Source organism: Streptomyces sp. NBC_00353 (genome assembly GCF_036108815.1).
In the GTDB taxonomy this organism is placed as follows: domain Bacteria; phylum Actinomycetota; class Actinomycetes; order Streptomycetales; family Streptomycetaceae; genus Streptomyces.
This window is the reverse complement of record NZ_CP107985.1, coordinates 4,297,438-4,310,290: the sequence shown is the minus strand read 5'-3', so window position 1 is coordinate 4,310,290 and position 12,853 is coordinate 4,297,438. Positions and strand designations below refer to the sequence as shown.

Sequence of the window (12,853 nt, the reverse complement as noted above, 5' to 3'; positions counted from 1 at the left end):
ACGGGAGCGATACAGCGATGGGTCGAGCGGATGCGCGACGAGCCCAGCAGCGCGGAGCGCGGCGGGCCGCGAAGAGCGGCGGCATACGCGGACTCTTCACCTGGCGGAAGATGCTGGGCACGTTCTTCGGGTTCTGCCTGCTGATCATGGGCGCCTTCGTGGCGCTCTACCTGTATGTGGACATACCCAAGGCCAACGCCCTGGCCGAGCGGCAGAGCAACGTCTACCAGTACAGCGACGGCACAGTGCTGACCCGGACCGGTGACGGGGTCAACCGCCAGATCGTGGACCTCGCCGAGGTCCCCAAGGAGGTGCAGCACACCTTCGTCGCCGCCGAGAACAAGACGTTCTACAAGGACCAGGGCGTCGACCTGAAGGGCACCGCGCGCGGCATCCTCAACACGCTCTCCGGCAAGGGCAAGCAGGGTGGCTCGACCATCACCCAGCAGTACGTGAAGAACTACTACCTGACGCAGGACCCGACGGTCAGCCGCAAGCTCAAAGAGCTGGTGATCTCGCTCAAGGTCGACCAGAAGAAGGACAAGAACTACATCCTCGCCGGGTACATCAACACCGCGTACTACGGACGCGGCGCGAGCGGGATCCAGGCCGCGGCGCAGGCCTACTACGGGGTCGACGCCAAGGACCTCAACGTTTCCCAGGGTGCCTATCTGGCCGCGCTGCTCCAGGCCCCGAGCCAGTACGACTGGGCGGTCGCGACGCCCACCGGCCGCAGGCTCGTCAAGGAGCGCTGGGCCTACACGCTCGACAACATGGTCGAGATGCACTGGCTCGACAAGGCCCAGCGCGACACCCTGAAGTTCCCCGTCCCGGACAAGCCCAAGCCCGCCCGCGGCATGGAGGGCCAGACCGGATACCTCGTCGAGGCCGCCAACAAGGAGCTCGACAAGCAGGGCATCACGGGGGACATGCGGCAGGCCGGCGGCTGGACCTTCACCCTCAACATCGACAAGAAGCGGCAGAAGCAGCTGGAGGCGTCGGTCGACCGCCAGCTGGAGTCCAAGCTGGACCGCAAGGGCAACAAGGTCGACGCGACCGTCCAGGCGGGTGCCACCTCCGTCGACCCGAAGACCGGCGCAGTCGTCGCGCTCTACGGCGGGGTGGACTACGTCAAGCACTACATCTCCAACGCCACGCGTCGGGACTACCAGCCCGCCTCCACCTTCAAGCCGCTGGTGCTCGCCTCCGCGCTGGAGAACGAGGCGAAAACCCAGGACGGCGATCTGATCGGCGTCAACACCCGCTACGACGGCACCAGCAAGCGGCCGGTCGTGGGCAGCGACACCCCGTTCGCCCCGGAGAACGAGGACAACCGGAGCTACGGTGACGTCACCGTGCAGACCGCGATGAACAAGTCGATCAACTCGGTCTTCGCGCAGATGGTGGTCGACGTCGGCCCGCCCGCGGTGAAGGAGACCGCGCTGGCGCTCGGTGTGCCGGACCAGAACTTCCCCGAGCGCCCCGCCATCACACTGGGCACGATGAACGCCTCGACCTGGGACATGGCGGGCGCGTACGCCACGCTCGACAACCACGGCCGGAAGGTCACCCCGTTCATCGTGAAGTCCGCCAAGCACCGGGACCGCACGGTCGACCCGGTCAAGGGCATCGGGGATCAGGTGATCAGCCGCAAGTCCGCCGACACCGTGACCTCCGTCCTGAGGGGCGTCGTGGACAGCGGCTCCGGCCAGGCGGCCAACACCTCGGCCTACGAGGCGGCGGGCAAGACGGGCACCTCGGAGAACAACAAGTCCGCCCTGTTCGCGGGCTACACCCCGGAGCTCACCACGGTCGTGGCGCTCTTCGGTGAATCCCCCAAGGACGGCGGCGGCCAGGTCAGTCTGACCGGTACCGCCAACTCCGGCCGGGCCAACGGCGGCGGCTTCCCGGCGCAGATCTGGGCGGACTACACCCTCGGTGCGCTGGGCGGCGGCTCCAGCGCCCAGTTCGATCTTCAGGACGTGGAGCGCGGTGAGGTCTCCGTGCCGGCCAGCCCGTCGACGAGCCCCTCGACGTCGGAGAGCGCCGACCCGTCGCCGACCGAGTCGTCGGACCTGCCTTCGCAGAGCCCGATCGAGACGCCCAGCGATTCGGCCAGTCAGTCGCCCATCGAGACGCCGAGCGAGTCCCCCGTCCTGCCGAGCGAGTCCCCCGTCCTGCCGGGTGGGGGAGGGAACTCCGGGCGGCCGGGAAACAACAACTCGCTCAATCAGTGAACGCATGAGAGAGCAGTGAACGCATGGGAGAGGGGCGGTGCCGACCGGCACCGCCCCTCTCCCATGCGTCCGCGTCCGACGGCGTCAGCCGCCGTTGACCTCTTTGGCGATCCGGTCGCCGAGGTCCTTGTCGACGTTGCGCCAGTACTGCAGCGCCCGCTCCAGGACCGGGCGGCTCACACCGTCCAGGAGATGGCCGGAAATGTTCGACACGAGCCGATCGCGCGCCGCGTCGTCGAGCACCTTGCGGACCATCGTGCCCGCCTGGCCCCAGTCGTCGTCCTCCCGGTGCAGCTTGTACGCCTCGTGGACCATCTCGCCCGCGGTGGCCCAGCCCGCCGGGTCGCCGAAGCGTTCGGTGTCCGCGGCCGGTCCGCCGTACGAGTTCGGCGCGTAGACCGCTCCCGTGCGCGTCGGCTCGTACCGCATCGGGCCGTCCTTCGCGTACGAGTTCCGGCCGAAGCGCGGGCGGTTCGGCGGCAGCTGCGCGTAGTTCGGGCCGATCCGGTACCGGTGGGTGTCCGGATACGAGAAGAGCCTGCCGAGCAGCATCTTGTCGGGCGACGGACCGATGCCGGGCACCAGGTTCGACGGCTCGAAGGACGCCTGCTCGATGTGGACGAAAAAGTCCTCGGGGTTTTCGTTCAGCGTCATCCGGCCGACCTCGATCAGCGGGTAGTCGCCGTGCGGCCACACCTTGGTCAGGTCGAACGGGTTGAACCGGTAGTCCGGCGCGTCGTCGAACGGCATCACCTGGACGTACAGCGTCCAGCTCGGGTGATCGCCGCGCTTGATCGACTCGAACAGGTCGCGGCGGTGGACGTCGCCGTCGATACCGGCCATCTCGTCGGCATCGGCCTGGGTGTAGAAGTCGATGCCCTGGTCGGTCTTGAAGTGGTACTTGATCCAGAACCGCTCGCCACCCGCGTTCACCCACATATAGGCGTGCGAGCTGTAACCGTTCATGTTGCGGTACGTCTTCGGGATGCCCCGGTCGCCCATCAGCCACGTCACCATGTGGGCGGACTCGGGGGAGAGGGTCCAGAAGTCCCACTGCATGTCGTGGTCGCGCACCCCGCTGTCCGGGCGGCGCTTCTGCGAGCGGATGAAGTCCTGGAACTTCATCGGGTCCCGTACGAAGAAGATCGGCGTGTTGTTGCCGACCATGTCGTAGTTGCCGTGCTCCGTGTAGAACTTCAGCGCGAAGCCGCGGGGGTCGCGCCAGGTGTCGGGAGAGCCCTGTTCGCCGGCGACCGTGGAGAAGCGGGCGAGCATGGCGGTCTGCTTGCCCGGTTGGAAGAGGTCCGCCTTGGTGAACTGGCTGACGTCGTTGGTCACGACGAAGGTGCCGTAGGCCCCGGCGCCCTTGGCGTGGACCACGCGTTCGGGGACCCGTTCACGGTTGAACTGGGCCATCTTCTCGATGAGGTAGTGGTCCTGGAGCAGGATCGGGCCGTCGGATCCGACGGTGAGCGAATGTTCGTCGCTCTCCACCGGGATCCCGGCATTGTTCGTGGTGTAAGGAGCGTTCTTCGTTTCCTCGGTCACGAGCGTCCTCCCGTCGGTGCGGGGTGTCGGTCAGGTCGCCCAGGCGGCGCCCGGTCACGACTGAGTCAACTCCGACGACGAGAGGTCGGCAACATGTGGACCTTGTCCAGACTTGGGTTATTTCGTCCGCACTCTATTGCTGGCCACGGGTCGGCATCTCGAACCAGACGACCTTGCCGGTCGACAGCCGGGTCGCACCCCACCGCCGGGCCAGCCGGTTCACCAGGAACAGGCCGCGGCCGCCCTCGTCCATGTCGCGGGCCCGGCGCTGCCGGGGTAGCTGCGGGGCGTCGTCGCCGACCTCGCAGCGCAGGATGTCGGTGCGCAGCAACCGCAGGGTCACCGGTCGCTCCGCGTACCGCACGGCATTGGTCACCACCTCGCTGACCAGCAGTTCCACCGAGTCCGAGAGCTCGTCGAGACCCCACCGGCTGAGCGCCCTGCGGGCCAGCCGCCGGGCCCGTCCGGGGGCGGAGTCCTCCGGCTCCAGGAACCAGTACGCGACATCGCTCGGCGCGATCCCGTCGAACCGCGCGGCGAGCAACGCGATGTCGTCGTCCCGGTCGCCCGGGCCGAGCATGTCGAGCACGTCGTCGCAGAGCGCCTCCAGCGGCGGCGAGTGATCCGGTCCGGTGAGCTGGGCGGTGGCGGCGAGCCGCTCGCGCAGCTGCTCGATACCGGTCCAGACGTCACGCAGCCGGGACTCCACCAGACCGTCGGTGTACAGCAGCAGCGTGGCGCCCGAGGGTGCATCCAGCTCGACGGCCTCGAAGTCCACTCCGCCGACGCCGATCGGGGCGCCGGGCGGCACCCGCAGCACCTCGGCGCGGCCGCCCAGATGCAGCAGTACGGGCGGCGGGTGCCCGGCGTTGGCGATGGTGATCCGGTGCGCGACCGGGTCGTACACCGCGTACAGGCAGGTCGCCATCCGGTCGCTGCCGAGCCGCTGCGCCTGCTCGTCCAGGTGGTGCAGCACCTCCTGCGGCGGCAGGTCGAGCCCGGCGAGGGTCTGCGCGGTGGTGCGCAGCTGGCCCATGATCGCCGCGGAGGTCATGGAGTGGCCCATGACGTCGCCGACGACCAGGGCGACCCTGCTGCCGGGCAGCGGGATGGCGTCGTACCAGTCACCGCCGACGCGGGCCGTCTCGGCGGCCGGGAGGTAGCGGGAGGCGAGCCGGACGCCGGTGGGCTGCGGCAGCGAGTCGGGCAGCATGGTGCGCTGCAGCTCATCGGCGATGTACGCCTCGCGCCCGTACAGCACGGCCTTGTCGATGCCGAGTGCGGTGTGCGTGGCCAGCTGGGCGGCGACCAGCAGGTCGTTGGCCTCGAACGGCGGCCGCTCGGTCCCCCGCAGGAAGACGGCAGCACCGATCACCCGCCGACGGCCGCGCAGCGGGGCGAGGATCACCCGGTGGCCGGAGGGGACGGTGCGCCCGGCACCGAGCAGTTCGGGCAGGGCGACGCGGGCCGCCGCGGAGTCCCCGAAGACGGGCCGTACGCCGCGCAGCACCTCGGCGAGCGCACCGCCCGCCTGCACCTCGCAGAGTTCCGCCGCGGGCGTCAGGTCGGCGTGCGGGTCGATGGCGGGCGGGCGCAGCCGCTCGGTCTCCGGGGAGGTCTCGGTCTCCTCATCGTTTAAACGCAGCCGGTCGGACCGGCGCAGCCGCAGCACGAACGGTGTGGCCGGGCGCTCGTCGCCGACCGGGAGCGGATCGCGGAGGTAGACGAGTATGGCGTCGGAGAACGTCGGCACGCTGGCCCGGCACAGGCCGAGGACGATCTCGTCCAGATCTATGCCGCGGGCGATCCGGCGGGTCGCGGCGCCCACGAAGCGCAGCCGGTCACCTTCGCGGCGAGCCACCGCCTGCGGGTCCGGTCCCGCCGCCGCGGCGCTCGGCGCCACGGCGGGGGTCGGTGCCGCTGCAGGGCCGGGAATCGCCGTGGGATTCGAGCCGGTGCCCGGGGGCGTGGCGGGCTTCGGGCCCGACGCCGCGGCAGGGCCGGGGATCGCCGCGGTGGCAGGGGCGGCTGCCGGCGCGGCGTCCTGCTGCCGCGGCCGGGCGCGTTCCTGCGACCGGGCGGCGAGAGGCTGCCGGCCTTCGTGGGAGGTGGGATGCTCCGTCACGCGTGGGGTTCCGTCCGTCCGGGCCGGTTGTATGAGGCAATCACCTTGTGGGGCGCCACTGTGCCCCGGCGAGAGCGGTGATGACAACGGCTGCCACCGCCTGCCCAGCTCTGAGGGGCCGAAACCGTATGCCTGCGGGGTGTGTAGCTGACAACGTTTCCGCCTTTTCGGCGGCGGACAGCGTGCACATCTCCACCCCCTCGTAGTGGCTCGTGCGGTTGTTGCGGCTCATGCAACTGATGCGGCTCATGAAGATCGTGCAACTCGTGCGATGACTTGCGGTCAGGTCCAGTGCCGCGCCCGCCGGTTGGAGCGGAGCAGCCCTCCGGAGGACGATCCTACGTTTGCCCCCCTGGGGTGCATCAAGGGTCTCACGACGGCATATGCGAGGGCGTACGGTCCCAGTCATCCGGCAGCGCGGGCACTTGCCACCGCGGATCGGGCCGCCAGTTCTCCCAGCCGTCCCGGAACGGCGTGCCCCAGGCGTTGATGACGTCGATGGCCGCGCGGCCCGCCTCCCGTACCCGCCGCGCGGTGTCCCGGTCCATCAGACCGACCCGCTGCGCCTGGGCGAATTCGTCCTCGTCCAGCCAGCGCCAGCTCCGGTCGGGGTGTACGGCGATGTCGAGAAAGTGATCCTCGGAGTCGACGCCGCCGGCCCAGCGAGTGCGCGGTTCCTCAAGGTTCACGTACCAGTTGCGAAAGCTCCAGCCGCGGTCCCAGAACAGCCAGACCGACCAGGGTTCGCCGGGCCGGGCGAGCTTCAGCACGCCCCTGCCGAACCAGGTCGAGCGGGCTACGGTGCGGGGCGCGGTGTACCGGGTGGCGAGCGGCTCGGCGTGCACACTGGTGCCGTCGGCGAGGACCGGCCTGATGCATTCGGTGCCGGGCGCCATCCAGACGGCGAGCAGTTCGTCGGTGTCCTGGACGACGGTGACCGGCCGGCAGATGTGGACCGGGCTGTGGGCGCCGCCGGGCGACCGCGGACCGTTGCCGCGGTAGCGCCACAGGATGTGATCGCCCGGCGCCCAGTACGCGACGTCCGAGCGATCGACTTCTGCGCGCGCGTTGTCTCCCGTACCTGCCATGGAGAGATCTTAGGGATGCCGCCGCCCGGTTGCTGCGATCCACGTCACGGGCGGGTCATACGCAACACGTCGAGCGCCTCGTCGAGCTGTTCCACCGTGAGGTCGCCGCGCTCCACGTACCCCGAGGCCAGCACCACTTCACGGATCGTCCGCCGCTCGGCGAGCGACTTCTTGGCGACCTTGGCCGCCTCCTCGTAACCGATGTACTTGTTCAGCGGGGTGACGACGGACGGCGAGGACTCCGCGTACTCCCGGGCCCGTTCCACGTCGGCCGTGATCCCGTCGACGGTACGGTCCGCGAGCAGCCGGGAGACGTTGGCCAGCAGCCGGACCGACTCCAGCAGGTTCTTCGCGATGACCGGCAGCATGACGTTCAGTTCGAAGTTGCCCGCCGCGCCCGCGACGGCGACCGTCGTGTCGTTGCCCATCACCTGGGCGGCGACCATCAGGACGGCCTCGGGAATGACCGGATTCACCTTCCCCGGCATGATCGACGAGCCCGGCTGGAGGTCGGGAAGGCTGATCTCGGCCAATCCGGTGCGCGGGCCGGAGGCCATCCAGCGCAGGTCGTTGGAGATCTTGGTGAGCGAGACCGCGATCGTACGGAGCTGGCCCGACGTCTCGACGAGTCCGTCCCGCGCGCCCTGCGCCTCGAAGTGGTCGCGGGCCTCGGTGAGCGGCAGCCCCGTGACGCGGGCGACCTCGGCGATCACGGCTGCGGAGAAGCCGGGCGGGGTGTTGATGCCGGTGCCGACGGCCGTGCCCCCCAGCGGCAGTTCGGCGAGGCGCGGCAGCGATGCGTTCAGCCGCTCGATGCCGTACCGGATCTGCGCGGCGTAGCCGCCGAACTCCTGACCCAGGGTCACCGGCGTCGCGTCCATCAGATGCGTACGGCCCGACTTCACCACCGTCGCGAACTCGGCGGACTTGCGCTCCAGTGCGGCCGCCAGATGGTCCAGGGCGGGGATCAGCTCACCGGTGACGGCCGCGGTCGCGGCGATGTGGATGGAGGACGGGAACACGTCGTTGGACGACTGCGAGGCGTTGACGTGGTCGTTGGGGTGGACCTCACGGCCCAGACGTTCGGTGGCGAGGGTGGCCACGACCTCGTTGGTGTTCATGTTGGAGGACGTGCCGGACCCGGTCTGGAAGACATCGATCGGGAAGTGCGCGTCCCAGCGGCCGTCGGCGACCTCGCCCGCCGCCTCCTGGATCGCGTCGGCGATGTCCGGGGCGAGCACCTTGAGCTCGGCGTTGACCTTGGCGGCAGCGGCCTTGATCCGGGCCAGGGCCTCGATGTGGGCCCGCTCCAGGCGCTGGCCGGAGATCGGGAAGTTCTCCACGGCGCGCTGCGTCTGGGCCCGCCATCTGGCGTGCGCGGGGACCTTCACCTCACCCATCGAGTCGTGCTCGATGCGGTACTCGGTGCCGCCGGTGGGGTCGGCCGTGCCGGCGGGTGTCTGCGCGTCGTCCATGGGTTTCAACCTCCTGAAAAAGTTGAGCACTTGTCTTGTTCTGCGTATTCCCAATTCGCCTACCGGCCAGTAAATACCGGGGGTAACCACAACCCGGGGAGGCGCAATGAGGCGCACCAGACACAGAGTCCGCTGTACGGTCGCGGCCGCTGCGGCCGTGACGGCGGTATGGGGCGGCATGACCGCTGCCGCCGGACCGGCAGGCGCGGCACACCGGTCCGGTACCACCCCTACCGCATCCACCCCCCTCCCGCCCGAACTGGAGGCCATCCGCGCCGCCGAAGCCACCCGGCTGTACGGCGACCCGGCCGAGCGCCCGCTCGCCGACCGCAGGACCGGGCTGATCTCGCTCGGCGACAGCGAGATCTCCGGCGAGGGCGTCGGAACGTACGAGGCAGGGACCAACGGCCCCGACAACTGGTGCCACCGCTCGCCCGACGCCGCCATCCACCGCACCGGGATCCCCGCCGACGTCACGTACAACGTCTCCTGCTCGGGCGCGTACACCGGAAACATCGTGATCGGCGGATCCAGGCAGTACGCCGACGAACTCGTGCAGAGCGACAACCTCGCCATCAAGGCCCGCAACACCCGCATCAAGATGATCGTGCTCGTGGCCGGCGCCAACGACGACCTCCAGTTCGGCCCGGTGATGACGGACTGCGTGGAGCGCTGGGTGCTCCTCCAGGGTGCGTGCCGGCCGACGTACGAGGGCGGCTGGCAGGCTCGGATCGACGGGCTCGTCCCCAAGGTCGAGAAGACCGTGCGCGACCTGCAGACCGTCATGTCCGACGCCGGTTACGCCAGTGGCGACTACAAGCTCGTGGTGATGGGCTACCCCAGCCCGATCGGCCCCGACTTCAACGACAACCCGAACTTCCCCGGCAAGATTCCGGGTGGCTGCGCGGGTTACGACTCCGACGCCGCCTGGGGCCGTAACGTCGCCGTCCCCGCCTTCGAGCGCGGAATGCGCAGGGCCGCCGCCGACACCGGGGCCGTCTACCTCGACAACTCCCGGCTCTTCCACGGCCACGAGGTCTGCATGGAGGACACCTGGGCACGCGGCCTCTACATCGATCTGTCGCACTTCCCGCCGGACTCCAACTCCGTCCGGCAGTCCTTCCACCCCAATGCGCGCGGGCACGCCGCCTTCGCCTCCTGCCTGACCCAGATCTACAACTCCGGTCTGCGCGAGGCGAGCTGCGCCGACCCGGCGAGCACCGGAAAGCCGGTCCTGGAGCCTGCCGCCTGGGACTCGGTCTTCAAGCCCCTCAAGAACGAGGCCACCGGCACGTGTGTGGACGTCCCCGCGTCGGTGACCCGCAACAACACGAAGATCGCGGGCTGGGACTGCCACGGCGGCCGCAACCAGGGCTGGTGGTACGACGCAGGCACGAAGACCGTCCGTACGGAACTGAGTCACGACCGGTGCCTCGATGTGCCGGGCGCCGACTACCGGGCGGGCACCACGCTCATCCTGTGGAACTGCTCGGGCGCGGCGAACCAGCAGTTCGTCCAGGAGTCGGGCACGTTGCGCCCGGTGGCTTCGACCGGGCTGTGCCTGACGCTCGCGGCGGCCAAGGACCCGCTGAGGCTCCAGGCGTGCGACGGGACGGCGAAGCAGCGTTTCGCGTAGGGCCGCAGGGCGCATGACGGCGGGGCGGTCGCGCGATGCGGCCACCGCGCCGTCACTCGTCCACCGCCTCGCTCAGGGACCGGACCGTCGGTGACAGATAGAGCCGCCGCAGCGCCACCGGAGGCAGGCCGCGCTCCCGCATCGCGGTGGCGAGACGGATCGCGTAGAGCGAATTGCCGCCCAGATCGAAGAAGTTGTCGTCGGGGCCCACCGGCACGCCGAGGACGGACTCCCAGATCCCGGTAAGTTCGGCGAAGGGGTCGGCCGCGACGGGGGCAGCGGTGCCGGACGGGGCGTCGGCCGGGGTCGTCGGGGCGGGCAGCCGGGACGGGTCCAGCTTGCCGTTCGGGGTGAGCGGGAGCCGCGGCAGGGCGGTCACCGAGGCGGGCAGCATGTGCTCCGGCAGCAGCTTCGCGGCCCGCCGGCGTATGTCGTCGGCCGTGCCGACCGGGTCCGCCGCCAGAACCACGTACGCGTCGATCCGCACACCCGCCGCATCCAGGAACGCGTCCCCGGACACCGTCACCGCCGCCGCGGTCACGGACGGATCGGCCAGCAGCACGTGACGGATCTCGTCCAGCTCGATCCGGAAGCCGCGCACCTTGACCTGGCTGTCGATCCGGCCCAGATGCTCCAGGGTGCCGTCCGGGAGCAGCCGGCCCAGATCGCCGCTGCGATACATCCGTCCGCCGTGCCACGGGTCGGGTACGAAGCGCTGCCCGGTCAGGTCCGGGCGGCCCAGGTATCCCGTCGCGACCCCGGCGCCGCCGACATGGATCTCGCCGGGTGCCCCGGGCGGGACCGGCCTGCCCCGGGCGTCGAGCACGTACACGTACCAGCCGGGCAGCGGACGCCCCACCGAGCGGGACCCGGACAGCGCCGTGCGCCGGGTCACCGTCTGCGCCGTCACATGGACCGTCGTCTCGGTGATGCCGAACATGTTGACCAGCCGGCAGCGGTCCTCGGGGTGGCGGTCGAACCAGTCGCGCAGCGGGCGGGCGTCCAGCGGTTCGCCGCCGAGGACGACCAGGCGCAGGGCGAGCGGCGTTCCCCGGCCCCGGCGTTCCCCGTGCTCCCGGTCGGCGGCCATGAGCTGGGTGAATGCGGACGGGGTCTGGCTGAGAACGGTGACCCCCTCGCGTACGAGCAGGGCGTGGAAGTCGGCCGGGGAGCGCGAGACCCAGTAGTCGACGACGACCAGCCGGGCGCCGGTCAGCAGGGCGCCCCAGATCTCCCAGACGGAGAAGTCGAAGGCGCTGGAGTGGAAGAACGTCCACGTGTCGCCGGGGCCGAGAGCGAAGTCGTCGCGGGTGGCGTCGATGAGGGCGAGGACATTGCTGTGGGGCACGACGACACCCTTGGGGCGGCCGGTCGAGCCGGAGGTGTGGATGACGTACGCCGGGGCGGTGGCGGGCCGGGCGGTGGGGGCCCGGTGGTCGGCCGGGTGGCCGGTGAGGGGGGCGGTGTCCTCCACCGTCAGCCGCAGACCGGCGTCCTCGGCGGTGCGGGCGCGGCGGTCCGCGGGGTGATCCGGATCCAGCGGTACGTAGATCGCGTCCGACTTGAGGACGGCGAGCATCATCGCGACGAGGTCCGTCGAGCGGGGCAGGCAGAGACCCACATGGTCACCGGGCCGGACGCCCCGGGCACGCAGCCCGGCGGCCAGTTCGTCGGCGCGGGAGTCCAGCTCCCGGTAGGTCAGGGTGTGCTCGCCGCAGGTCAGGGCGGGCGCCTCGGGGCGCAGAGCGACCTGGTCCGCGAAGGCCTCGTCGATGCGGCGGGAAGGGAGAGGCGCCGGGACGGCCGAGCGGGGCGGGCGGCCGAGGGCGAGCTGCTCGGCGGACTCCGTCTCGTCGAGCAGGACGAGGTCGATGAGGGGGGTCCCGGGCGGCACCGTGGCCAACTGGTCCTGTACGCGGGTGACATGGCGCTCGGCAGGGGCGGATTCGTCGACGGTTTCGTCGACGGCGTCGTCGCCCGGAGGACTGAGGGTGGTGGCGAGGAGGTCCCCGACCGTGCGGCCCTCGGACAGATCGGCCTCGAGCACGGCCCGGCCGTCGAACGCGCCAAGGGTGTTCCCGGGCCGGTCGAGCGCCGATACGGGCACGGCCACGCGCACGGACGACCTGCCCTCGTACCGTCCGAGCACGAGTGCGGTGGCGGCGGCGCGCCGCAGGGCGTCGGGGCCGGGGACACGGGCGGGATGCGCTGCGTGGGAGTGCTCCGCCGTCCGCACCTCCTCCGGCCCGAGCTCCCCGCAAAGCACGCGAGAGATCAGCCGGAGCGAGGTCGCGTCCAACGCGGCCGGATCGGCGACGAGGACGAGATCACCGGGACGCGGCACGGGCGGCCGCACGGTGCCCTGCGCGGTCCCGCCTGCGCGGGTGCCCGCGAGGCCGTCCGTGGCGCCGGTCGCAGGGGCGGGTGCGCTCCCGCCCGCCGACCCGCCCCCGGACTCACCCGCGCCCTCCTCCTCGTACCGCAGCAGCAGCACCCGCAGCAGCTGCCCCGGTCCGAGCGGGCGCCGGGTCTCCGTCTCGCGGCGGCGGGCTGCCCTTGCCGAGTCCGCCGGTGCCGGGACGGTCTCGGTCCACAGCCGGGGGTGCGGGCCGTCCGGCCACCACCGCTTCGACGCCGTCGCGAGTGCGGTCGCGACCGGGCCGTCGTCCGTCGCGCCCTGCGGCAGGCGGACCGTCAGCGTATGGCGGGCAGTTGGCACCGGTGCTCTCCTCCTCGTAGGGGTG

General features: G+C 70.8%; 7 protein-coding genes. 2 read left to right on the top strand and 5 right to left on the bottom strand.

What is annotated here, in order from left to right:
• Nucleotides 1–17 precede the first annotated feature (17 nt).
• Nucleotides 18–2,237 (top strand): transglycosylase domain-containing protein, encoded by a 2,220-nt coding sequence (locus OHA88_RS19340; RefSeq protein ID WP_328626444.1) that lies wholly within the window; start codon nucleotides 18–20, stop codon nucleotides 2,235–2,237.
• Nucleotides 2,238–2,321: 84 nt separating this feature from the next.
• On the opposite strand, the gene OHA88_RS19335 is transcribed toward OHA88_RS19340, so the two are convergent.
• The 4 genes from OHA88_RS19335 to OHA88_RS19320 all read right to left on the bottom strand — a co-directional run bounded on the left by OHA88_RS19335 (nucleotide 2,322) and on the right by OHA88_RS19320 (nucleotide 8,473).
• Nucleotides 2,322–3,785, bottom strand: coding sequence for a catalase (locus OHA88_RS19335; protein ID WP_267002433.1), 1,464 nt, complete (start codon nucleotides 3,783–3,785; stop codon nucleotides 2,322–2,324).
• Between the two features lie 133 nt (nucleotides 3,786–3,918).
• Nucleotides 3,919–5,910 carry an ATP-binding SpoIIE family protein phosphatase gene (locus OHA88_RS19330; RefSeq protein ID WP_328626443.1) on the bottom strand — a complete coding sequence of 664 codons (1,992 nt, stop codon included), beginning with the start codon at nucleotides 5,908–5,910 and terminating at the stop codon, nucleotides 3,919–3,921.
• Between the two features lie 371 nt (nucleotides 5,911–6,281).
• A complete protein-coding gene (fomD, locus tag OHA88_RS19325; RefSeq protein WP_328626442.1) occupies nucleotides 6,282–6,998 on the bottom strand; it encodes a cytidylyl-2-hydroxypropylphosphonate hydrolase in 717 nt (238 codons plus the stop codon).
• Nucleotides 6,999–7,042: 44 nt separating this feature from the next.
• Nucleotides 7,043–8,473, bottom strand: a complete 1,431-nt coding sequence (locus tag OHA88_RS19320) for a class II fumarate hydratase (RefSeq protein WP_328626441.1) — start codon at nucleotides 8,471–8,473, stop codon at nucleotides 7,043–7,045.
• A gap of 106 nt (nucleotides 8,474–8,579) precedes the next feature.
• Between OHA88_RS19320 and OHA88_RS19315 the strand changes: the two genes are divergently transcribed.
• Nucleotides 8,580–10,109 (top strand): ricin-type beta-trefoil lectin domain protein, encoded by a 1,530-nt coding sequence (locus OHA88_RS19315; RefSeq protein WP_328626440.1) that lies wholly within the window; start codon nucleotides 8,580–8,582, stop codon nucleotides 10,107–10,109.
• 52 nt (nucleotides 10,110–10,161) lie between these two features.
• Here OHA88_RS19315 and OHA88_RS19310 read toward each other — a convergent pair whose 3' ends face one another.
• The gene (locus OHA88_RS19310; protein ID WP_328626439.1) at nucleotides 10,162–12,828 is read right to left on the bottom strand and encodes an amino acid adenylation domain-containing protein; all 2,667 of its coding nucleotides are present in this window, start codon (nucleotides 12,826–12,828) and stop codon (nucleotides 10,162–10,164) included.
• Nucleotides 12,829–12,853 lie beyond the last annotated feature (25 nt).

Coding starts and splice junctions, on each gene's coding strand:
- OHA88_RS19340 (WP_328626444.1), top strand. CDS start 18: ATGGGTCGAGCGGATGCGCGACGAGCCCAGCAGCGCGGAGCGCGGCGG.
- fomD (WP_328626442.1), bottom strand. CDS start 6,998: ATGGCAGGTACGGGAGACAACGCGCGCGCAGAAGTCGATCGCTCGGAC.
- OHA88_RS19320 (WP_328626441.1), bottom strand. CDS start 8,473: ATGGACGACGCGCAGACACCCGCCGGCACGGCCGACCCCACCGGCGGC.
- OHA88_RS19315 (WP_328626440.1), top strand. CDS start 8,580: ATGAGGCGCACCAGACACAGAGTCCGCTGTACGGTCGCGGCCGCTGCG.